21 protein-coding genes are annotated in these 20,587 nt (G+C 66.6%); 8 read left to right on the top strand and 13 right to left on the bottom strand.

The genetic code is table 11. From position 1 onward, the window contains the following. Window positions 1-555 (bottom strand): pyridoxamine 5'-phosphate oxidase family protein, encoded by a 555-nt coding sequence (locus SKC41_RS15415; RefSeq protein WP_330978369.1) that lies wholly within the window; start codon window positions 553-555, stop codon window positions 1-3. A 6-nt stretch (window positions 556-561) separates the two neighbouring features. Then, the gene (locus SKC41_RS15410; protein WP_442931618.1) at window positions 562-1,158 is read right to left on the bottom strand and encodes an NUDIX domain-containing protein; all 597 of its coding nucleotides are present in this window, start codon (window positions 1,156-1,158) and stop codon (window positions 562-564) included. Between SKC41_RS15410 and SKC41_RS15405 the strand changes: the two genes are divergently transcribed. Together SKC41_RS15405 and SKC41_RS15400 are read left to right on the top strand one after the other, a co-directional pair. Then, window positions 1,157-1,528 carry a nuclear transport factor 2 family protein gene (locus SKC41_RS15405; protein WP_330978367.1) on the top strand — a complete coding sequence of 124 codons (372 nt, stop codon included), beginning with the start codon at window positions 1,157-1,159 and terminating at the stop codon, window positions 1,526-1,528. The genes SKC41_RS15410 and SKC41_RS15405 overlap by 2 nt on opposite strands. Window positions 1,529-1,664: 136 nt before the next feature. Continuing rightward, a complete protein-coding gene (locus tag SKC41_RS15400) occupies window positions 1,665-3,395 on the top strand; it encodes an NAD-binding protein (protein WP_330978911.1) in 1,731 nt (576 codons plus the stop codon). On the opposite strand, the gene SKC41_RS15395 is transcribed toward SKC41_RS15400, so the two are convergent. After that, on the bottom strand, window positions 3,384-4,268 hold the full coding sequence (locus SKC41_RS15395; RefSeq protein WP_330978910.1) for an LLM class flavin-dependent oxidoreductase: 885 nt from the start codon (window positions 4,266-4,268) through the stop codon (window positions 3,384-3,386). The two genes, SKC41_RS15400 and SKC41_RS15395, sit on opposite strands and share 12 nt — an antisense overlap. A 68-nt stretch (window positions 4,269-4,336) precedes the next feature. Here SKC41_RS15395 and SKC41_RS15390 point away from each other — a divergent pair, with 68 nt between their 5' ends. Both SKC41_RS15390 and SKC41_RS15385 read left to right on the top strand, forming a co-directional pair. Then, window positions 4,337-4,750, top strand: coding sequence for a VOC family protein (locus SKC41_RS15390; protein WP_330978366.1), 414 nt, complete (start codon window positions 4,337-4,339; stop codon window positions 4,748-4,750). Between the two features lie 19 nt (window positions 4,751-4,769). Further along, on the top strand, window positions 4,770-5,159 hold the full coding sequence (locus SKC41_RS15385; RefSeq protein ID WP_330978365.1) for a VOC family protein: 390 nt from the start codon (window positions 4,770-4,772) through the stop codon (window positions 5,157-5,159). Window positions 5,160-5,169: 10 nt separating this feature from the next. Here SKC41_RS15385 and SKC41_RS15380 read toward each other — a convergent pair whose 3' ends face one another. Genes SKC41_RS15380 through cysD form a run of 3 tightly spaced genes read right to left on the bottom strand, consistent with a single transcriptional unit; the run spans window position 5,170 to window position 8,541 of the window. Further along, window positions 5,170-5,652: an Rrf2 family transcriptional regulator gene (locus SKC41_RS15380; RefSeq protein ID WP_330978364.1), complete on the bottom strand. Its 483-nt coding sequence runs from the start codon at window positions 5,650-5,652 to the stop codon at window positions 5,170-5,172. A 55-nt stretch (window positions 5,653-5,707) separates the two neighbouring features. After that, window positions 5,708-7,561, bottom strand: a complete 1,854-nt coding sequence (cysC, locus tag SKC41_RS15375; RefSeq protein ID WP_330978363.1) for an adenylyl-sulfate kinase — start codon at window positions 7,559-7,561, stop codon at window positions 5,708-5,710. Continuing rightward, window positions 7,561-8,541 carry a sulfate adenylyltransferase subunit CysD gene (gene cysD / locus SKC41_RS15370; RefSeq protein ID WP_330978362.1) on the bottom strand — a complete coding sequence of 327 codons (981 nt, stop codon included), beginning with the start codon at window positions 8,539-8,541 and terminating at the stop codon, window positions 7,561-7,563. The genes cysC and cysD overlap by 1 nt, the downstream gene beginning before the upstream one ends. Window positions 8,542-8,730: 189 nt before the next feature. Between cysD and SKC41_RS15365 the strand changes: the two genes are divergently transcribed. Beyond that, the gene (locus tag SKC41_RS15365; protein ID WP_330978909.1) at window positions 8,731-9,120 is read left to right on the top strand and encodes a PaaI family thioesterase; all 390 of its coding nucleotides are present in this window, start codon (window positions 8,731-8,733) and stop codon (window positions 9,118-9,120) included. A 36-nt stretch (window positions 9,121-9,156) separates the two neighbouring features. Here the strand turns inward: SKC41_RS15365 and SKC41_RS15360 are convergent, their stop codons facing one another. From SKC41_RS15360 to SKC41_RS15330, 7 genes are read right to left on the bottom strand one after another with little or no spacing between them, the layout of a single operon-like run. Beyond that, on the bottom strand, window positions 9,157-10,581 hold the full coding sequence (locus SKC41_RS15360; protein ID WP_330978908.1) for a hydrogenase large subunit: 1,425 nt from the start codon (window positions 10,579-10,581) through the stop codon (window positions 9,157-9,159). A gap of 47 nt (window positions 10,582-10,628) precedes the next feature. Next, complete coding sequence (locus SKC41_RS15355) at window positions 10,629-12,101, bottom strand: proton-conducting transporter transmembrane domain-containing protein (protein WP_330978361.1); 1,473 nt, start codon at window positions 12,099-12,101, stop codon at window positions 10,629-10,631. Beyond that, window positions 12,101-12,763 carry a hypothetical protein gene (locus tag SKC41_RS15350; protein ID WP_330978360.1) on the bottom strand — a complete coding sequence of 221 codons (663 nt, stop codon included), beginning with the start codon at window positions 12,761-12,763 and terminating at the stop codon, window positions 12,101-12,103. Before SKC41_RS15350 ends, SKC41_RS15355 begins: the two co-directional genes overlap by 1 nt. A gap of 10 nt (window positions 12,764-12,773) precedes the next feature. Next, window positions 12,774-13,724 carry a respiratory chain complex I subunit 1 family protein gene (locus SKC41_RS15345; RefSeq protein ID WP_330978359.1) on the bottom strand — a complete coding sequence of 317 codons (951 nt, stop codon included), beginning with the start codon at window positions 13,722-13,724 and terminating at the stop codon, window positions 12,774-12,776. 5 nt (window positions 13,725-13,729) lie between these two features. Further along, window positions 13,730-15,703, bottom strand: a complete 1,974-nt coding sequence (locus SKC41_RS15340) for a proton-conducting transporter transmembrane domain-containing protein (protein WP_330978358.1) — start codon at window positions 15,701-15,703, stop codon at window positions 13,730-13,732. Beyond that, the gene (locus tag SKC41_RS15335) at window positions 15,700-16,179 is read right to left on the bottom strand and encodes an NADH-quinone oxidoreductase subunit B family protein (protein WP_330978357.1); all 480 of its coding nucleotides are present in this window, start codon (window positions 16,177-16,179) and stop codon (window positions 15,700-15,702) included. The genes SKC41_RS15340 and SKC41_RS15335 overlap by 4 nt, the downstream gene beginning before the upstream one ends. A 4-nt stretch (window positions 16,180-16,183) precedes the next feature. Further along, the gene (locus SKC41_RS15330) at window positions 16,184-16,528 is read right to left on the bottom strand and encodes a lsr2/espR transcriptional regulator (RefSeq protein ID WP_330978356.1); all 345 of its coding nucleotides are present in this window, start codon (window positions 16,526-16,528) and stop codon (window positions 16,184-16,186) included. 235 nt (window positions 16,529-16,763) lie between these two features. Here SKC41_RS15330 and SKC41_RS15325 point away from each other — a divergent pair, with 235 nt between their 5' ends. The 3 genes from SKC41_RS15325 to SKC41_RS15315 are packed head-to-tail and all read left to right on the top strand — an operon-like array spanning window position 16,764 to window position 20,526. Next, window positions 16,764-17,741 carry an ABC transporter permease gene (locus tag SKC41_RS15325; protein WP_330978907.1) on the top strand — a complete coding sequence of 326 codons (978 nt, stop codon included), beginning with the start codon at window positions 16,764-16,766 and terminating at the stop codon, window positions 17,739-17,741. Continuing rightward, on the top strand, window positions 17,738-18,679 hold the full coding sequence (locus SKC41_RS15320) for an ABC transporter permease (protein WP_330978355.1): 942 nt from the start codon (window positions 17,738-17,740) through the stop codon (window positions 18,677-18,679). The genes SKC41_RS15325 and SKC41_RS15320 overlap by 4 nt, the downstream gene beginning before the upstream one ends. Then, the gene (locus SKC41_RS15315; RefSeq protein WP_330978354.1) at window positions 18,676-20,526 is read left to right on the top strand and encodes an ABC transporter ATP-binding protein; all 1,851 of its coding nucleotides are present in this window, start codon (window positions 18,676-18,678) and stop codon (window positions 20,524-20,526) included. Before SKC41_RS15320 ends, SKC41_RS15315 begins: the two co-directional genes overlap by 4 nt. Window positions 20,527-20,587: the final 61 nt, after the last annotated feature.

Genomic DNA, 20,587 nt, shown 5'->3' with positions numbered 1-20,587 from the left:
TCAGTCCAGGCGAAACTTCGTGGCGCCGAACGGTTCCGACGTGCCCATCGCGAACACGGCCGACGGCTGCGCGCGATAGACATGCCAGGGCGCCGGACCCGCCGACGGCGCACTGTACTCGGCCGTGAGCGCATCGCCGTCGACCTGGGCGGGCCATCCGGAACGGACGAAAGCCCCTGCAGCGGCGGCTAATTCGTCACCATCGGTGATCTTTTCGGCAGTGCCCTCGAGGACGAGGTCGAACTGATCGGTGGCGACGCTGACCACACATCTGTGGTCGCGGGCCAGGTTACGAGACTTGCGGGTCGCGGATCCGGACGTGAAATACCAGCTGCCGTCGTGCGTGATCACCCCCACCGGCCGTACGTGCGGACTGCCGTCGGGATTGATGGTGGTGAGCCACGCCGTATGGCGTTGCGGACCGCCGCTACCCGGGGCCTGCGTCAGCTGGGCGTCCAGCACCGCCCGCACCCGGGCCCACTCAATCGTCGGCGCTCCGTACCCGTCGAGATTGTGCGCTCTGATCGTCATAAACGGGTTGACCGCTACCGGCACCGAAACTCATCGCCCGTGCAGCAGGAACAGCCCGTAGGCCGCCACGGACTGCGAGTCGGCGACCACTCCCGAGCGGATCATCTCCTCGACGTCTGCGCGGGAGAACCATGCGCTGCGCATGTCCTGCTCCTCGTGCTCGAGGGCTGCTTGCCCCTCGGAGATCCCCGTGGCCAGGAACACCCAGCCGCGCTGACTGGTCATACCGGGAGCGACGTCGAGCAGGCCGAGCGCCTCGAACGACGTCGCGCTCAACCCGGTTTCCTCGCGCAGCTCGCGCGCGGCCAGCTCGGCGGGCTCGGTGTCGGCCAGATCGGGCGCCGTGCCCTGCGGGAACTCCCAGCGGCGCGCGCCCACCGGATAGCGGAACTGCTCGACCAGCCGGAATCGGTGTCCGTCATAGGGCATCACCAGCGCATACGTCGGCTTGTCCACCACGGCGTAGATGCCGGGGCTGCCATCGGGGCGGCGGATGTCGTCCTCGCGGAAGACCAGCCACGGATTCCGATAGATCTCGCGCGATGCGATGCGTTCGATGAAAGGCACGTTGCAAGTATCACCAACCCGAAGCGACCGCCATGGCGAACAGGTAGCGTCCGAAGCCATGCCTTCCCGAGAAGCCATCACCGAGACCGTCAACAGCTACCTCGCACACGTCGCCGGCGGCGCCACCGACGAGATTGTGAACCTCTACTCCGCCGACGCCACCATCGAGGATCCCGCCGGATCGGAAGTCCGGCGCGGCCAGGACGCGGTACGCGAGTTCTACACGGCGTTCCAAGATGCCAAGAAAGACACCGAACTCGCCGAAATACGCGTCGGCGGCAACGAAGCGGCGTTCTACTGGCACCTGACGCTCGACGCCGGCGACACCCGCACCCGAATCTCGCCCATCTCGCTGATGACGTTCGACGACGACGCGAAGATCACGTCGATGCGCGCGTTCTGGGGGCCTTCCGACGTTCGTGTCCTTTAGCGCAAACCCATTACAGCCCAAGAAAATACGCACCCAGCGCCGGGCCGGCCGTCACCGTGGCGGGTGTTCTGCTGGCAGAAATCGGCACAGTAGCCGATAGTCATAGCAACGCGACGTTCCGGGAGGCGGGGTGAACATGCACGGCCACATCATCGTCGGCGGTGACGACGCGCTGGCGACGACGATCGCCGAGGAGCTGGAGAGCGCCGGCGCCACCGTCGTCAAGCTCATCGATGACACCGTCGCCGACACCAAGGACGACCTCGTCGAGGCCGGGATCGTGCGGGCAGCCGCCGTGGTCTGCGCCGGAGATGACGACGCGATAAATCTCGAAATCGCGTTATTGGCAAGGAAAGCCAACCCGAATGTGCGCGTGGTCGCCCGGTTGGCCAACGACGTACTGCGCGAAGCGGTCGCCGGCGACAACGGTCCGGGAGCGATCCTCGATGTGGCCGAGTTGGCGGCGCCGTCGGTCGTCGAGGCAGCTCTGGCGCACACCGCGCACCCGTTCGAGGCGGCCGGCATCAAGTTCCTCGTCGCGGGCGCGCAGGCCCCCTACGACGCGACGCTGCGCGAGATCTACGCCGACCTGGCCCCGGTCGCGGTGATTCACGGCGAGAACTCGCCCGCGCCAGGCTTGCTGGAGACCTGTCCGGGCCGCGACCTGAAGGTGCGCGCCGGCGACTGGACCGCGATGATCGGCACCGTCGAGGAACTGGCCGTCCGCGGCATCAAGGCCCCGCGGCCGAACACGACACGCATCCGTCGGCGCCGCGTGCGTCTGGCCATGGACATCGCGCGCGGGCTGCGCAACGACGTCAACCCGATGTTCATGCGGGCGGTGGCCGCGGTGCTGACCGTGCTGATCGGCTCGACGGTGTTGTTGCGCTATTGCTACCAACCCCAGGCGAAGATGACCTGGGTCGACGCGCTGTACTTCAGCACCGAGACGATCGCGACGGTCGGCTACGGCGACTTCAGCTTCCTCTCGCAACCCACCTGGCTGCGACTGTTCAGCATTGGTTTGATGTTCGGCGGCTTGATGACCACCGCGGTCCTCGTCGCGTTCATCGCCGACCTGCTGATCTCACAGCGCTTCGCCCATACGGCCGGCCGCCGGCGGGCGCGTCATCTGCGCAACCACATCGTCGTCGTCGGGATGGGCTCGTTCGGCAGCCGCGTCGTCGCCGACCTGACCGCCGCCGGGTACGAGGTCGCGGTGATCGAGATCGACGAGAACAACCGTTACCTGTCAACCGCCGCCGAACTCAAGGTGCCGGTGATCTTCGGGGACGCGACGCTGCGCCAGACGCTGGAAGCGGCCCGCGTCGACACCGCGCGCGCGATCGCGGTGCTGACCCCCGACGACATGACCAACATCGAGACCGGGATCGTGCTGCGCGAGATGTTGGGTCCGCGGGTGATGCCGAAGGTCATCCGGCCCGACGTTCCGATCGTGCTGCGGATCTTTGACCATGTACTGGGCAGCGCGGTGGCCGAGCGGTTCGGTTTTGACACCGTTCGTTCGACCGTCGCGCTGGCCGCGCCGTGGTTCGTCGGCGCCGCGATGGGCCTGCAGGTGCTGGGGACGTTTTCGGTCGGCCAGCGCTACTTCATGGTCGGCGGTATGCACGTGGCCGCGGGCAGCGAGCTCGACGGGCTGCGGATGTTCGAACTGTCCACGCAGACCCGCGTCATCGCGATTACCCGAGACGACGCCCCGGTCCAGCTGCACCCGCGGCGCGACGCGCGGCTGCGCGGCGGCGACACCGTCTACCTCGTGGGGCCCTACCGCGAGTTGGTGGAGACGCTGCAAAAGGGCCAACCCCCGCAGCCGGAGGTCGGCCGCGAGCGGCTACCGGCCTAGAGCCGCGGCCACGTCGGCGGCCCGGCGCACCTGGTCGAGGTCGGAACTGGTCGGAATCAGCTGAACCTCGTCGGTGCCGATCTGTTCGAACTTGCGCAGCAGTGCGCCCAGCTCGTCTTCGCTGCCGGCCCAGCCGGTCATCGGGGCCATGGCGTCGACGTACTCCGCCGGGATCCAATTCATGTAGCGGCGCAGGTGCCGATGCACCTGGGCGCGCGACTGCTCGGGCGTGCCGAAGGCGAACCAGAACGACGTCACCAGATGGGGCTTGGGCTTGCCGGCGCGCGCCCACGCTTCCCGCGTGACATCGAAGAGCTCATTTTGCTTGTCGACGTCCAGGTCCAGGGTGGTGCCGGCCAGCCCGTCGGCCCAGGCGGCCGCGCTGCGGATGGTCTTCGGCCCGATGCTGCCGACGAGCAGCCGCGGCCCACCGGGCGCAACGGGTGCGGGCCCGACCGGCAGCACCGACTCGGTGATCTTTTCGCCCGCCCATACCCGCTTCATCACCGCGACCCGCTCGGCCATGTCGCGCATGGTCTGCGACGCCGGGTCGGCGCCCACCGCGTGGTAGTCCTCCTGCCTGCCGCCCACACCGATGCCGACGGTCAACCGCCCGCCGGACAGCATGTCGCCGGTCGCCAGGCCCTTCGCCAACATCACCGGATCGTGCAGCTGCGGCACGATCACCGTCGTCATCAGCCGCACCCGCTTCGTCCAGGCCGCGAGCGCACCGAGCAGCGTGAGGCTGTCCGGGTTGTCGAACGCGATGCGCTCGCCCCAGCACAGCGACGAGAAGGGGCCCTCGTCGATCGCGCGCGCCCAGGTCTCGAGCACCGTGGCGTCCAAATCCGGCTCCATCACCGGCATCGTCATTGCTATCCGCACGACGCGATTCTGGCACGCCCTCAACATGTGGTCGCTCAAGTGGCAGCATGGGGTAAGTGTCCCTAGCCAGTACCTCTATCGCGCATGTTCGACTGACCGTCACCGATATCGAGCGATCACGGCAGTTCTACGAGAGCGTGTTCGACTGGCCGGTGCTGCTGGAGGTTCCCGAAAACGCCGACGAGGCAACCCGCAACCAGTTCTCCTTCTTGTACGGCGGCGTCATCTACGACCTCGGCGGCACGCTGCTCGGGCTGCGGCCGGTCGCGTCGGACCGCTTTCACGAAGACCGTTGCGGCCTTGACCACATCGCTTTCCGGCTCGCCAGTCTGGACGAATTAGACACCGCGGCAGCACATCTCGACGAAGTGGGGGTCGAGCACGAGCCGATCAAAGATATCGGGCCGGCCTACATTCTGGAATTCCGCGACCCGGACAACATCGCGCTGGAGCTGACCGCGCCCAAGTAGGTGAATACTGGAAAGAACTATGTCCATCAGTTTCAACCACACCATCGTCGCCGCACGCGACAAACACGAATCCGCGGAATTTCTCGCCGAGCTCTTCGACCTGCCGAGCCCGAAGTCATTCGGACACTTCATGGTCGTCACACTCGAGCACGGGGTGAGCCTCGATTACGCGGACGCCCCCGAGGGCGAGGAGATCCGGCGCCAGCACTACGCCTTCCTCGTCTCCGAGCCGGAGTTCGACACGATCTACGGCAAGATCCAATCGCGCGGCCTGCAGCATTGGGCCGATCCACGGCAAAGCCGGCCGGGCGAGATCAACCACAGCGACGGCGGGCGCGGGGTCTACTTCCTGGATCCCTCCGGGCACGCCATGGAGATCTTGACTCGGCCCTACGGATCGGGCGGCTGAGCCAACCGGGCTAGTCGGCGCGTGGAGCGCCATGCCGCAGGCTCTCCTGGCTGCGATAGTCGTCGGCGAGCTTCGCGACGTGCTTGGGCAGGGTGCCGGACGCCACGTCGGCCAGCGTTGTCTCCTCCAGGACCGAGCGCATGCTGGCGCGCAGCGCACGCCACACATCGGCCAGGGGTGCCGTCGGCCCCGAGTACGGCAGGTCACCCAGGCCGATGTCACGGACACTGGCCAGCGGCCCGTCGATGCAGCGCAGCACGTCGGCAATGCTGATCTCGTTACCCGGACGGGCCAGCTGGTAGCCGCCGTCGCGGCCGCGGTGGCTGCGCACTAAGCGATCGGTACGCAGGTTGGTGAGGATGTCGACCAGAAACTGCGGCGGTATGCCCTGCGCTTGCGCCAAATCGTCGGTCTTGACCAGCGTGCCGCCGTCCACGGTGGCGAGCTGAATCATCGCCCGCACCGCGTACTCCGCTTTTGCCGACATCCGCACGTTGAGGATTGTGCCACCATCGGCCCAATACGATGCGCACGCTTGGGTCCGCGGGCTAGGCGCGCAACTCCAGCATGTCGATGACGCGCTGGGCCATTTCCTCGAGCGAACAGTCCGGGATCAGCCGCAGATCCGGATTCTTGGGCCGCTGATACGGACTGTCGATACCGGTGAAATGCGTGATTTCGCCCGCGCGGGCTTTGGCGTACAGCCCCTTGGGATCACGCGCTTCACACTCCGAGAGCGGGGTATCGCAGAACACTTCGAAGAACTCAAATCCGGCGTCGTCGTGCACTTTACGAGCCATCTCGCGATGCTCGGCCAGCGGACTGATCGCGGGCACCAGCACGGTCTGGCCGGAATCGGCGAGCAGCGTCGCGACATGAGCCAGCCGGCGCAGGTTCTCCGCACGGTCGGCCATCGAAAAGCCCAGGTCGGCGTTCAGGCCGTGGCGCAGGTTGTCGCCGTCGAGAACATAAGCCGGAGTGCCTTTTTCGAGCAGCTTCTGCTCGACCAGCATCGCCACCGACGACTTACCCGCACCCGACAGGCCGGTGAGCCACACCGTCCGGCCGCGAGCTGCCCGATCTTCGGCGGTGACCAGCGACTTGTGCCGCACGGTGTTCGGGCTGGCCTTCTGCGCCGCGACGTCGCGCAACACCATGCCCGCCGCCACCGTGCCGTTGGTGTTCGGGTCGATCAGGATGAACGAACCTGTGCTCGCGTTGCGGGTGTACTCGTCGAGCAGCAATGGCACCTGCGTACGCAGCGTTATACGGCCAAGTTCGTTGAGCTTCAACGCCGTAGCGCTCTTGTCCCGATGCAGGGTGTTGACATCGAGCCGGTAGTCCAGCGCGGTGACCCGCGCGCGTGTGGTGCGGGTGGTGTGTTTGATGACGTAATCGCGGCCCGGCTCGAGCGCCGCACCGTCGGCCATCCAGCACACGGTCGCGTCGAATTCCTGCGTGACCCTGGGCTGATTGTTGGTGCGCGCGAGCATGTCGCCACGCGAAATGTCGATGTCGTCGGCCAGGCTCACCGAGACAGCCATCGGTGGAAATGCCTCTCCCACAGGACCATTCGGGCCTTCGATCGCGGTGATCCGGCTGGTCTTGCCGATCGGCAGCACCACCACCTCGTCACCGGGACGCATCACGCCGCTGGCCACCGTTCCGGCGTAGCTGCGGTGGTCGCGATGCTCGTGGGTCTGCGGCCGGATCACGTACTGGACCGGGAAGCGCACGTCGACCAGATTGCGGTCACCGGCGACGTACACCTCCTCCAGGTGCGAGAGCAACGCGGGACCCTCGTACCAGGGCGTCTTGTCCGATTTGGTCACCACGTTGTCGCCGTGTAGCGCCGACATCGGGATGGTCGCCACGTCCTGCACGTCCAAACGTGCGGCGAAGGCGTGGAACTCATCCTTGATCGCTTCGAATCTCTCTCTGTCCCAGTCGATCAGGTCCATCTTGTTGACCGCCAGCACGATGTGCTGGATGCCCAGCAGCGAGGCCAGGAAGGCGTGCCGACGGGACTGCTCGAGCAGGCCCTGCCGGGCGTCGACGAGCACGATCACCAATGCGGCGGTCGACGCACCGGTGACCATGTTGCGGGTGTACTGAATGTGGCCCGGGGTGTCGGCGATGATGAATTTGCGCCTGGGAGTGGCGAAGTAGCGGTAGGCGACGTCGATCGTGATGCCCTGTTCCCGCTCGGCCCGCAGGCCGTCGGTGACCAGCGCCAGATCGGTGTAGTCGTGGCCGCGCTCTTTCGAGGTCTTTTCGACCGCGGCCCACTGGTCTTCCATCACGGCCTTGGAGTCGTACAGCAGCCGCCCGATCAGGGTGGACTTGCCGTCGTCGACCGAGCCGGCAGTTGCGATGCGGAGCAGCGTCGTTGGTGCAGCCATCAGAAGTAGCCCTGCCGTTTCCGGTCTTCCATTCCAGCCTCCGAAATGCGGTCGTCCGCCCTGGTGGCGCCGCGTTCGGTCAGTCGGGACACCGCGGTCTCGGCGATGACCTCCGACACCGTCGCGGCCTCCGATTCGACGCACCCGGTGCAGGTGACATCGCCGACCGTGCGGAACCGCACCGTCTTCTCCACCACCTGCTCGTCGGCGCGCGGCTGCATGTGGCGATGGACGGCCAGCAGCATCCCGTCGCGCTCGAAAACCTTGCGCCGGTGGGCGTAATAGATCGGCGGCAGTTTCACTTTCTCGGCGCCGATGTAGGACCAGATGTCGAACTCGGTCCAGTTCGACAGCGGGAAGACGCGGATGTGCTCGCCCTTGTGGTGTCGGCCGTTGTAGAGGTTCCACAGCTCGGGGCGCTGCGCCTTGGGGTCCCACTGGCCGAATTCGTCGCGGAAGCTGAACACCCGCTCCTTGGCGCGAGCCTTCTCCTCGTCGCGCCGGGCCCCACCGAACGCGGCGTCGAACTTGTTCTCACGAATGGCACGCAGCAGCGTCACGGTCTGAATCGGGTTGCGCGACGGGATGGTCTCGACGACCCGGCCGGCGTCGATGTCTTCTTGCACCGACGCCACCACCAGGCGCACCCCGAACTCGTCGACGAGTTCGTCGCGGGTCGAGATCACTTCGTCGAAGTTGTGGCCGGTGTCGACATGCATGACCGGGAACGGCAGCCGCCCGGGGCGGAACGCCTTGAGCGCCAGGTAGAGCATCACGATGGAGTCCTTGCCACCGGAGAACAGCAGCACCGGCCGCTCGAACTCCGCGGCCACCTCGCGGATTATGTGGATGGCCTCCGCCTCCAACGAGCGCAGATGGCTCAATTCGTACTGACCGGCCGCGGGGCCCGCCGTCACACCACTGGTCATGGCTTCCTTGTCCCAACCGATTATCCGGAAAATCTTGGTAGAACTGACCATGTTTACGGTCATTGACGTTCATAGAACCAGCCCGGCCCGGCCGTGTCAATGTGCGGACCGCCCGCGTGGCGCATCGGCCGAGCACCGGACACATCGCGCCAGGTTGCGGCCGCGGCCCTGTCGCGGGGCTCGTGGGTGCGACAGCATGAACGAATGACCACCTCCTCCGCTCCCCCCAGCGGGCGCGACGTGATCGCGCAGTTTCTGCCCCAATCGCCGTTCGTCGCTAAGCTGGGCATCGTCGCCGACGAGCTCGGCGACGAGGAAGTACGGCTACGGCTGCCGTGGGATCCGTCCAACGTCACCCTCGGCGACATGGTGCACGGCGGTGCCATCGCCACGCTCGCCGATCTCACCGTGATGGCGGCGGCCTGGTGCGGTCGGGAAGCACCGCCGGAATTCCGCGGCGTCACTGTTTCGATGGCGCTGGACTTCATGGCGCCGGCCCGGGCAACCGACGTTATCGGAGTGGGCCGGGTACTGCGGCGGGGCCGATCGCTGACCAACTGCGAGGCCGAGATCGTCGATCCGGAGGGCCGGCTGATCGCCAAGGCCCTCGCTACCTACAAAGTCGGTTAGCCGCGCCCGACGCGCACTCGACGGGGCCGATGGTGGCTACAGGTCGTTGCCCGCGTAGGACTGGTTGAAGCTCTTGTTGGCCAGCGGGAAGTCGGGGACGATCGTGTCGGCCATCGCCACGGGCAGCGCGGGCCAGTTGAACCAGGACGGGTCGACGATTTTGGACCGGGTGATGCGGTTAGTCGCGTCGATTTCGACGCGGTGCACGATGGTTCCGCGCCAACCCTCGACTATGCCGACACCGCTACTGGGCGTGCCCACTGGCTCGGTGCCGACAGTGTATTCGATTGGGCCGCTGTGTGACTCGACAATGTGCCGGGCGAGGGTAGCAGCCGCGGCGAACTCGTCGCGCCGCACGGTGTAGCGGGCCAGGACATCGCCTGCCGTCGCGGCAATCTCGACCACGGGCAGATCGACGGTGGGGTGCTCGACCCGGGCGTCCGTGCGAAGGCCGCTGGCACGGGCGACGTACCCCAGACAGCCCAGGGCGGAAGCGTCTTCGCAGCGCAGAATCGCGGTGCCGGCGAATCGGTCGTAGGCGACCGCGTTCGTCAGTGTCAGCGACGCGACCTCGGCCACGTCCGCGGCGAGTCGGTGAAGTTCCTCGGTGTCGGGAAGGCCTTGCAGCACAACACCTCCCGGGCGAATGGCACCACGTAGCAGCCGGTGGCCGGTGACCGAGGCGTTGAGCCGCAGCAGTCTTTCCCGGATGCGTTGGGCGTGCGCGTTGGCGATGGAGTAGCCGATGTCGTTGGCCAGGGCGCCGAGATCGGCGGCGTGGTTATAGAGCCGCTCGAGTTCAACGATCAGCGCACGCAACCGGTGCACGTCGTCGGGTAGCTCGATGCCGAGGGCGTCTTCGACGGCGAGGCTGTGGGCCAGGGCGTGGGCGGCCGACGTATCGCCGCTGATGCGTTCGGCGAGATCGACTGCCCCATCGGCGGTACGGCCGTGGAACAACTTCTCGATGCCGCGGTGGACGAACCACAGCCGGACTTTCAACCGCACGACGGTCTCGCCCGCCACCGAGAAGCGGAAGTGGCCGGGTTCGATCAGGCCGGCATGGACCGGGCCGACCGGAATCTCGTACACCCCGGGTCCTTCGACGTTGAGGAACGGGAACGCGCCGGTGTCGGCGAACTCGGGCGGGGGCCCCGGGTCGGTGCGCATCGGATGCCAGTCGGGCCAGTGCGCGTGACTGACCAGCCGGCGAAGCTTGGGGTGACCGACGGGGCGGACTCCGTACAGATCCGCCATCTCGCGCTCGAATCGACTCGCCGGAAACGATACATAGGCCAACGATTGGACCACTGGATTGTGCACGGGAACAACGCATTCAAGCTCAACACGACGATCGGGGCTGCCGGCCAGGAACAGGTAGACGACACGCAGACTATCTCCATCGTCGTGTGCGGCGACCAAAGCCAGCCTGAAGGAATCGTCTAGCAGTTGTTCGGCCATTTCGGTGAGCCCGGGCTGAGACAACCTGTGCCGCAACCAGCTTCGGCTCACCGCGAGGCTCCGACGTTGGTGCCGGCGGCGACCGCGAAAAGGTCGGTGAGCGGGCCGGCCGTGACGCCAAGGGCGGCGGAGGCGGCGATGCCGAGGACCAAGACCGTTGCGGCCGTGGCCGGCACGGCAAGCGATGGCGCACCCACCGCGGGCGCACCGAGCAGTATTCGCCCGGCATTGCGGGCCAGAGCGGCGAAGGCGATCGCGATCAATAGGATCGCGACGCCCAGCACCCAGGCCAGCCGCGCGCCGGCCAGCGACCGCGCGATCGCCAGCTCGCTGGCGAACATCGCGAATGGTGGCAGACCCAGCAGCGCGATCAGGCCGATGGCGAACGACAGGCCGATCAGTCGTGACCGGTGCATGACGCCGGTGATATCGGCGATCGCCGTCGAGTTGTGCGCGGCCTGCAGCTGGCCACCCGCCAGGAACAACACCGTCTTGGCGATCCCGTGCGCGAGCACATGCAGCAGCAGTGCGGAGATCGCCAAGGTGGTGCCGGCGGCCGCTGCGATCGCGATCAGGCCCATGTTCTCCATCGAGGAGTACGCCAGCATGCGCTTGATATCGCCGGTGACGGTTAGCATCAGGGCGGCGACCAGCAGCGTCGTCAACCCGACCACCAGCAGTCCGGTGCGCAGAAATGCGGGCCCGGTGGCCGCGTCGATGATCGGCCGCAGTCGGATGAGCACGGAGAACGCGACCGACAACAGCACGCCACTCATCAGCGCGGACACCGGCGCGGGGGCTTGGCTGTGGGCGTCGGCCAGCCAGGTGTGGAACGGAAAGAGTCCGGCCTTGGCGCCGTAACCGATGAGCAATAGTCCCCCGGCCAGCCGCGCGACGGCGGGATTAAGGCCGCGGGCGTGCGCAGCTAGAACATCGAGGTTCAACGCGTGGGCGGCGGGCAACCCGGCGTAGCGTGCGGCGAAGTACAGCAGGACGGTTCCCAGGAACGCGACGGCGATACCGACCGAGCAGATCACGACGTACTTCCAGGTCGCTTCCAGCGCGGTGCGCGTGCGCCGATGCCCCACCAGGAAGGCAGTGATCACGGTGGTGGCCTCGATCGCCACCCACACCACGCCAATATTGTTGGCGCACACCGCAAGAACCATCGCCGCCAAGAACGCCGGTGTCAGTACCCCGAACAAGCGGGCGCCCCGCTCATCGGTGTGGGCACCCGCCAGCTCGCCGTCGATGTAGGAAACGCTCGCCCAGGTGGCCAGCGTGCCGACGATCCCGATGACGATGAGCATCGTCACCGTGAGCGCGTCGGTGCGCAGCAGCCCGCCGAGCGCGAACTGGGTACCGGATCCGACCCGAAATCCCATTGCGGCGCCGCACACCAGCACGGTGACAGCGGACAGGACAGTCAGTGCCGCGGTCACATGCCGCCATCCGCCGACCAGGGTGGCGATTGATGCGGCAAGTGGCGCAAGGATCGCGGTGAGGAGCAAGGTGGTCATCAGTCGTGCAGTTCCTGCAGCTTGTCCAGGTCGGCGTCGCCAAAGGTGTGTCGCAGCCGGCCGGTCAGCACGCCGATCACGATGACGGCCAAGAGCACATCCAATGAGGCTCCGAGTTCGACGATCAACGGCACTCCCGCTGTAAGCAGGAAGGCCGTCGCGGCAATCCCGTTGTCTAACATCAGGAATCCGACGGCTTGCGAGACCGCGTGCAGCCGGGTGGTCAACACGAACAGTGCGATCAGCACCACCGCGAACGCGGCGGGAACGGCGTTGGTGCTCGGACCCGGTGCCAGGTCCACCACCGGTTGAGTGATCGCAAAAGCGGCGATGGTCAGTCCGCCGGTGATCAGCAGCGAACTGGTGGTGTTGATCAGCGGGGTGGCCTCGCGTCGCGAGGCGACCTCGGCACCCACCACGCGGGCGAGCAACCACGGCAACACCACCACGCGCAGCACCAGTACGACGACGGCGACCGCGATCAGTGCGACATCGTGGTCGTGGATGCCGCGCAACGCCGGGATCGCGGTCAGTGCCAGGCCCTGCCAGGCCAGCAGATGCACGATGCCGGGCAAATCGCGGCGCCAGACGATCAAGACCGCCGCCAGTACGAGCCCGCCCGCGGCGAAGTCAACCAAGGTCGAGAAGTTCGCGTCGGTCATCGCCGGGCCCTCATGTGCGCACCGTGAAGAAGTTGGCGGCGGTGACCGCGAGCAAGGCCAGCAGGAACGAACCCGCCAACAGTTCGGGCACCCGGAACAATCGGAGCTTGGCGATGAACACCTCAAATGTCGCGAGCAACGCGGCCAGCACCGCCACCTTGATCGCGATTGCAGCCACGGCCGCCAGCACCTGAAGCGCGGTGGGCGCGGCGCCGGCAATCCCCCACGGCAAGAACAGGTTTGCCAGCAGCGCCAGCAGCACCGTGAGTCGCATCCCCGACGCCCACTCGACGAGCGCCAACCGAGGTCCGGCATACTCGAGCACCATCGCCTCGTGCACCATCGTCAATTCCAAATGGGTCGCTGGGTTGTCGACCGGCAGCCGCCCGGTCTCGGCGACGATGACGATCACCAGCGCGACAAAGGCGAGCACGGCGGTCAAGGACATGACATGGTCGGGATGCGCGATCGTATTTGTCACCAGCGCACCGAGATTGGACGATCCGGCCGGGATGGACAGCGCGAACACGGCCAGCAGGATCGTCGGCTCGACCAGGGCGGCGATGGTGATCTCGCGGCTTGCGCCCATACCGCCGAACGAGGTGCCGGTGTCGATGCCGGCAAGGGCGAGCGCCACAGTGCCCAGAAAAAGCAAGCCGACCACGGCGAACAAATCGGCGCTGGAGTCCAGGGGCGACCCTGTAGCGACGATCGGTGCGATCGCCGCGATCAAAAGCGTGGTCCCGGCGACGATCGCCGGCGCGGCAATGAACACGATCGTCGTTCCCGCCGGCGTGATTTGTTGCTTACCAAGCTGTTTGACCAGATCTCGCCATGGCTGCAACAATCCACCGCCTGCTCGGCCCTCCCAGCGGGCCCGCACTTGACGCGTCACCCCGACCACCAGCGGCGCACCGAGGGTGACCAGGCCGAGCTGAGCTGCACCCGCGACGTAGGACATCGTGTTCACTTGGCGGCCACCAGCACGATCAGCACGCCCAGCGCCCCGTAGGCCAAGTAGAGGTGCACGCTGCCGGTGTGGGCACGGCGCATCAGCCCGGCCGCGGCGGCGACGGCCGCGACTATCGGGGTGTACAAACGCTGTTCAACCGCGTCGGTGATCGCGGTCCGGTAGGTGATCCTGTCGGCCATGAACCGTGACTCGGCCGTGTGGGTGACCTCGATGTCGGTATCGGGGCGCAGCACCTCACCGAAGACTCGCTGCAGCGGCTCGGCGAACGACGTTGCCGTGTATTGCATGCGCTCGGTGAGATCGTCTGCGCCACAGGCCCATAACGGCAGCACGACGGGCGCGGGGCGGCGCCGGAAACGCAACCGGGCCAGCCCGGAGGCCACCAGCGCGGTGACGAGCACACTGGCGGCGATCACACCGGGTGCGATCGAACCGGGCACCCCTGGCAGTCGCACGACGGTGCCGAAGTCGGTGAACCCCCCGTGGGCGAACGGCAGCGTCGCGACGATCCGCCGCACTATCGGGGCGACGAGCCCCGGCGCGACCGCAAGGATCAGGCAGGCGCCCGCCGCGGTCGTCATGCCCGCACGCATGCTGGCCGGCGCCTCACGCGCGCCGGCGGCCTGGCTGGAGCGGGGACGGGCGAAGAACCCGATTCCGAACGCTTTGACCATCGCGGCCACACTCAGGCCGGTAGCCAGTGCGACCACGCCGACCGCCAGCGGAGTGGTCAGTGCCACCGTCGGATCGTGTCCGGGAGCGGCGTGGATCAGGGACTGGACCAGCAGCCACTCACCGACAAAACCGGCTCCGAGCGGGAGCCCACACGCGCCCAGCGCGGCCAACCCGAAGAACACGGTGGTGGCCGGCATTCGGCGGGCCAGTCCGCCGAGCAGGTCGAGATCTCGCACACCGGTGGCGACCAGGACCGATCCGGCCGACAGGAACCCGAGGCTCTTGAACGCCGCGTGCGCCATCAGATGCACTACCGCGGCGGCCGCGGCGATGGTCGCCGGACCGTAGGCACCGGTGTCCACGAAAAGCGCGGCTGCACCGAGTGCCAACGTGACCAGGCCCATGTTCTCAGTCGTCGAATATGCCAACAGCCGTTTGATGTCGGTCGCCACCGAGGCCTGCAGCACACCGTAGAGCGCGGAAACGGCGCCAACGGCCATCAGTGTCAGACCCCACCAGCGGGGACCCGGCCCGAGCAACTGCAGGTCGAAGCGAACGATGCCGTAGATGCCCAGGTTGACCATCGCCGCGCTCATCAACGCCGACACCGGACTGGGCGCCTCGGGATGGGCGCGCGGTAACCACGCGTGCAGCGGCACCAATCCCGCCTTCGACCCGAAGCCGACGAATGTCAGCACGAACACCACCGTGCGGACGCCGCCGGACACCCCCTTGAGGTCGGCGAGCCGGTCGGATGCGCCGGCTGCCGACAACACCATGAGCCCGACCAGGAGCGCGGCGAACCCGAGCTGGGTCATCACCGCGTACGACAACCCCGCCGCGCGGACCTGAGGGCGGGTGTCGTCGGACAGCACCAGCATCAGCGACGTGATCGCCATCAACTCCCACGCCAGCAGAAAGGTCGTCACCGACCCCGCGGCCGGCACCAGCGCCATCGTCGCGACGAACATCGGCAGCAGCGCAACGGTGGCATTGCTAAGCTGCTCACGACGCGCGTACCCGATCGCATAACAACCCACTGGCACCGCAACCGCGCCCGTGAGCGCCATGAAGAATCCGCCCAGCGGGTCAAGCTCGAGCCGTACGCCCGACAGCGGAAGAAGCCAGTCGACAGCTACCGCGCGTACCGATCCGAACATGCCGTGCAAGCCCAGCCATACCCCGACGATGCCCACACCAGACGTGAGAATCCCACCGACTACCGGACCAAAACTGTTGCGTGGCAATACCTTTGGTGTCCCCGTCGGGGCAAGGGTCGACGTGGCCGTCATTTCCCGGTCACCGACCGCAGGGCCGCTACGATTTCGGCGGGTGTCGGGGGGCATCCCGCAATCTCGATATCGACTCCCACCACGTCACTGACCGCACCAGCGACGCCATAGGCATCCTTGAACACCCCTTTGTTCAAGGCGCAATCTCCGCACGCGATCACCACCCGCGGGCGTGGCGTCGCCTCAAGGGTGTTGCGCAGCGGGTCGGCCATGTTGCGCGTCACCACCCCGGTCACCAGCAGCGCATCGGCATGCCGGGGCGAGGCGACCAGGCGTGCCCCGAACCGCTCGGCGTCGTACACCGGCCCGAACGCACCCGATATCTCCACCTCGCATCCGTTGCACGAACCCGCGTCGACATGCCGGATCTGCAGCGAACCTCGTACTCCCGCCGGTGGTTCTATTGCCGACGGCGGCGGCGCGCCCGCGGGCTCGACGACCCGGCCGACGTGAAGGATTTTGGCGAACCAACCCATGGCGCTAATTCGCCGAGCGGTCGGCGCGCAGATCCTCCAGCACCGCGACCCGGTCGGTAAGCACCCGGGCAAGTACCGTGCGAGCAACCTCGAGTAGCTCGGCGATATCGGGCGAGGCGATCGAATAGGTCACGACATTGCCATCGCGGTCGGCGACGACGACTCCTGCCCGACGCAACACCGCCAGCTGCTGGGACAGGTTCGACGCCTCCAGTCCGACGTCGGACACCAACAACTCCCCAACGGAGCGGTCCCGCTCCACCAGCAGCTCGAGAATCCTGATGCGCGCGGGGTGGCCAAGCGTCTTGAAGAAATCGGCTTTGAGCTTGTAGAGGGGCTTTGCTTCCACCCTTGCTCCTGAAGGCTTTGCTAATGCTGCAGTTCATCAATTGAAGAATTCATCATACGCATGAGCGCAGGCGCCGTTGAACGGTGGTCACCGCGCAGGACGAGCGGGCAGCCGCGTCGCCGGGTGCCTCAACTCCGGGCGAACCACTTCGCGCCACCGGCGCCCCCGCGAGCCAAGCCGGGTCGCGCTCCTGTCGCTAACCTGTCCCAATGCGATGCAGGCAGGCCCGCGGGACATGATCCGCTACCTCGCCCGGCGATTCCTCAACTACGTCGTCCTGCTCGCGCTGGCGTCTTTCCTGACCTTCCTGCTGACCTCGCAGACGTTTCATCCGCTCGACAGCTTTGTGCAGCGCCACCCGACGCCGCCGCCGGAGGCCATTCACGCCAAGGCCGTTTCGCTGGGCTTGGACAAACCGGTGGCCATCCGCTACGCGAAATGGGTTTCCGGTGTCGTCCACGGTGACTTCGGGGTGACGGTGAGCGGTCACCCCGTCTCCCAGGAACTGTGGCGCCGGGTCGGGGTGAGCCTGCGACTCGTGGTGACCGGTTCGGTGCTGGGCACGTTGATCGGCGTCATCGTGGGCGCCTGGGGCGCGGTCCGGCAGTACCGGCTCAGCGATCGGGTGATCACCGTGCTGTCCCTGATCATCTTGAGCATCCCGTCGTTCGTCCTGGCAAGCCTGCTGATTCTGGGCGCACTGCGGATCAACATGCTCGCCGGCGTGGGAATCTTTCAGTACACCGGGGAGACGTCGCCGCTCGCGCCCAATGGAACCGTCGACGCGGTCATCGAACGCTTGCAACACATCGTGCTGCCCACCCTGACCCTGGCCCTGGGCGCAATCGCGGGTTTCAGCCGCTACCAACGCAATGCGATGCTCGACGTGCTCGGCGAGGACTTCATCCGAACCGCGCGGGCGAAGGGTCTGACCCGTCGGCGGGCGCTGTTCAAACACGGGCTGCGCACCGCACTCATTCCGATGGCCACCCTGTTCGCCTACGGCGTGAGCGGGCTGGTTGTCGGCGCGGTGTTCGTCGAGAAGATCTTCGGCTGGCACGGCATGGGCGAATGGGTGGTGTCCGGAATCGCGACCCAGGACGCCAACGTCGTCGCGGCGATCACGCTTTTCTCCGGCGCGGCCGTCCTGCTGGCGGGGCTGTTGTCCGACGTCATCTACGCGGCACTCGATCCGAGGGTGCGGGTGTCATGACCCAACAGACCGATCACAGCGTTCCGGGGCGCTCCGGCGTCCACCCGGTCGCCACCTTTACCTCGCGCCGAAACCTGTTGATTCGACGGTTTTTCCGCAACAAGCCTGCGGCGGTGGCGCTGGTTCTGCTGGCGCTGGCATTCATCGGTTGCTACGCATTGCCGCCGCTGTTGCCCTACAGCTATACCGATCTCGATCTGCACTCGCTGCTGCAGCCGCCGTCGCCGCGACACTGGTTGGGCACCAACGCGCTGGGCCAGGACCTACTGGCAAGGACCCTGACCGGCATGCAGAAGTCGCTATTGATCGGTGTTTGTGTGGCGGTGATCTCGACCACCATCGCCGCCACCGTCGGATCGATCGCCGGCTATTTCGGCGGCTGGCGCGACCGCGCACTGATGTGGCTGGTGGACCTGCTGTTGGTGGTGCCCAGCTTCCTGCTCATTGCCATCGTCACGCCGCGCACCAAGCATTCAAACAGCGTTCTGTGGCTCATCGTGCTGCTTGCGGCGTTCGGCTGGATGGTCAGTTCACGGATGGTGCGCGGCCTGACTATGAGCCTGCGGGAACGCGAATTCGTCCGTGCGGCAAGGTATATGGGAGTGTCGAGCCGACGGGTGATCATGCATCACATCGTGCCGAACGTCGCCTCGATCCTGATCATCGACGCGACGCTCAACGTGGGTTTCGCGATCCTGGCCGAAACCGGGTTGAGCTTCTTGGGATTCGGTGTGCAGCCACCGGACGTATCGCTGGGTACTCTGATTGCCGAAGGCACTCCGTCGGCGACCACCTTCCCCTGGGTCTTCCTGGTCCCGGGCTCGGCGTTGATATTGATTGTGTTGTGCGCGAACCTCGCCGGTGACGGTCTGCGCGACGCGATCGATCCGGGCGCGAAGCGCCGCAGGAAGCACAAGCCAATCGCGCGGCCGCAATGACGGCACTGCTGGAGGTCACCGATCTCGGCGTCACCTTCGACACCGGTGATGCGCGGGTGCCCGCGGTGCGCGGTGCGACCTACCACATCGATCCGCGCGAAGTGCTCGCGATCGTCGGCGAATCGGGCTCGGGCAAAAGCACCGCCGCCATGGCAGTCGTCGGGCTGCTGCCCGAATACGCCGAGGTATCGGGTTCGGTCCGGTTGCACGGCCAGGAGTTGCTCGGGCTACCCGACCAGGCGATGTCACGGATCCGCGGCAAGACGATCGGCACGGTGTTCCAAGACCCGATGTCGGCTCTGACTCCCGTCTACACCGTCGGAGACCAGATCGCCGAAGCCATCCGGGTTCATCATCGTGACGTCAACCGGGCAACTGCGCGGACCCGGGCCGTAGAGCTGCTCGAGCTGGTGGGTATCGCCCAGCCAGATCGCCGGGCAAAAGCGTTCCCGCACGAGCTATCCGGCGGTGAGCGCCAGCGGGTGGTGATCGCGATCGCGATCGCCAACGATCCGGACCTGCTCATCTGTGACGAGCCGACCACCGCGCTGGACGTCACCGTGCAGGCTCAAATCCTCGATGTGCTGCGGACTGCCCGCGATGTCACCGGCGCGGCAGTGTTGATCATCACCCACGACCTGGGGGTGGTATCGGAGTTCGCCGACCGGGCAATGGTCATGTACGCCGGACGTGAGGTCGAGATCGCCGACGTCGACGATCTCTACCGGGACCGCCGCATGCCTTACACGGTCGGGCTGCTCGGTTCGGTGCCGCGGCTGGACGCCGCGCAGGGCACTCGGCTGGTTCCGATTCCCGGGGCGCCGCCCGACTTGGCCGCGCTTGTCCCCGATGCCTGTCCGTTCACGCCCCGCTGTCCGCTGGTCATCGACGAATGTCGTTCGGCCGAGCCAGCTCTGGTCACGGTGTCCGAAGGCCACCGGGCGGCCTGCGTCCGCACCGACGACGTCGCCGGCCGCACTGCCTCCGAGATCTTCGACGTGACAACTGCGCCGCCCGCCGTCGATACCGCGACAGACCAGGGCACAACCGTGCTGCGGGTCGCCGACCTCAGCAAGACCTACCCGCTCACCAAGGGCGTGGTATTTCGCCGGCGGGTGGGTGAGGTGCGAGCGCTCGCCGGCGTCAGCTTCACCCTGCAACAGGGCCGTACGCTGGCGATCGTCGGAGAGTCCGGTTCGGGCAAATCGACTACTCTGCAACAGATCTTGGAATTGAACGCGCCACAATCGGGTTCGATTGAGGTTCTCGGCGCCGACGTAGCCGGGTTGAACCCGGAGAGCCGACGCGCGCTGCGGCACGACATTCAGGTGGTGTTCCAAGATCCGGTGGCGTCGCTGGACCCCCGGCTCCCCGTTTCCGAAGTCATAGCCGAACCTTTGCAGGCCAATGGATTTCGGAAGGTGGACGCCGATGCACGCGTAGCCGAACTGCTCGACATCGTGGGTCTGCGTTACGAGGACGCCGCTCGCTACCCGGCCGAGTTCTCCGGTGGACAAAAGCAGCGCATCGGCATCGCGCGAGCGCTGGCGTTGCAGCCGAAGATATTGGCGCTCGACGAGCCGGTGTCGGCGCTCGACGTCTCGATCCAAGCTGGGATCATCAACCTGCTGCTCGACCTGCAGGAACGCTTCGGTCTGTCGTATCTGTTTGTCTCACATGATCTTTCCGTCGTCAAACATCTGGCGCACCAGGTGGTGGTGCTGTACCGAGGCGCCATCGTCGAGCAGGGTGATGGCGATGAGGTTTTCACCCACCCACAGCACGAATACACCCGGCGACTGCTGGCCGCCGTTCCACGGGCGCATCCCGATGCCGCAGCCGGTTAGCATCTTGCGCGTGACACACCTACCGAGAGCCCGCAGGCTCGCGGCGCTGGCGTTGGCGTTC

It is taken from the genome of Mycobacterium sp. 050128 (assembly GCF_036409155.1).
Taxonomy (GTDB): domain Bacteria; phylum Actinomycetota; class Actinomycetes; order Mycobacteriales; family Mycobacteriaceae; genus Mycobacterium.
The sequence above is the reverse complement of the archived record's forward strand: the minus strand, read 5'-3'. Positions and strand labels throughout refer to the sequence as shown.

What these genes read in the sequence shown, in the direction of transcription:
- SKC41_RS15405 (WP_330978367.1), top strand. Translation starts at nt 1,157, where the DNA reads ATGCCTTCCCGAGAAGCCATCACCGAGACCGTCAACAGCTACCTCGCA.
- SKC41_RS15345 (WP_330978359.1), bottom strand. Translation starts at nt 13,724, where the DNA reads ATGTCCTACGTCGCGGGTGCAGCTCAGCTCGGCCTGGTCACCCTCGGT.
- SKC41_RS15410 (WP_442931618.1), bottom strand. Translation starts at nt 1,158, where the DNA reads ATGGCTTCGGACGCTACCTGTTCGCCATGGCGGTCGCTTCGGGTTGGT.
- cysC (WP_330978363.1), bottom strand. Translation starts at nt 7,561, where the DNA reads ATGGCTGCACCAACGACGCTGCTCCGCATCGCAACTGCCGGCTCGGTC.
- SKC41_RS15350 (WP_330978360.1), bottom strand. Translation starts at nt 12,763, where the DNA reads ATGACCGACGCGAACTTCTCGACCTTGGTTGACTTCGCCGCGGGCGGG.
- SKC41_RS15335 (WP_330978357.1), bottom strand. Translation starts at nt 16,179, where the DNA reads ATGGGTTGGTTCGCCAAAATCCTTCACGTCGGCCGGGTCGTCGAGCCC.
- SKC41_RS15325 (WP_330978907.1), top strand. Translation starts at nt 16,764, where the DNA reads ATGATCCGCTACCTCGCCCGGCGATTCCTCAACTACGTCGTCCTGCTC.
- SKC41_RS15355 (WP_330978361.1), bottom strand. Translation starts at nt 12,101, where the DNA reads ATGACCACCTTGCTCCTCACCGCGATCCTTGCGCCACTTGCCGCATCA.
- SKC41_RS15395 (WP_330978910.1), bottom strand. Translation starts at nt 4,268, where the DNA reads ATGACGATGCCGGTGATGGAGCCGGATTTGGACGCCACGGTGCTCGAG.
- SKC41_RS15360 (WP_330978908.1), bottom strand. Translation starts at nt 10,581, where the DNA reads ATGGCCGAACAACTGCTAGACGATTCCTTCAGGCTGGCTTTGGTCGCC.
- SKC41_RS15340 (WP_330978358.1), bottom strand. Translation starts at nt 15,703, where the DNA reads ATGACGGCCACGTCGACCCTTGCCCCGACGGGGACACCAAAGGTATTG.
- SKC41_RS15315 (WP_330978354.1), top strand. Translation starts at nt 18,676, where the DNA reads ATGACGGCACTGCTGGAGGTCACCGATCTCGGCGTCACCTTCGACACC.
- SKC41_RS15385 (WP_330978365.1), top strand. Translation starts at nt 4,770, where the DNA reads ATGTCCATCAGTTTCAACCACACCATCGTCGCCGCACGCGACAAACAC.
- SKC41_RS15400 (WP_330978911.1), top strand. Translation starts at nt 1,665, where the DNA reads ATGCACGGCCACATCATCGTCGGCGGTGACGACGCGCTGGCGACGACG.
- cysD (WP_330978362.1), bottom strand. Translation starts at nt 8,541, where the DNA reads ATGGTCAGTTCTACCAAGATTTTCCGGATAATCGGTTGGGACAAGGAA.
- SKC41_RS15320 (WP_330978355.1), top strand. Translation starts at nt 17,738, where the DNA reads ATGACCCAACAGACCGATCACAGCGTTCCGGGGCGCTCCGGCGTCCAC.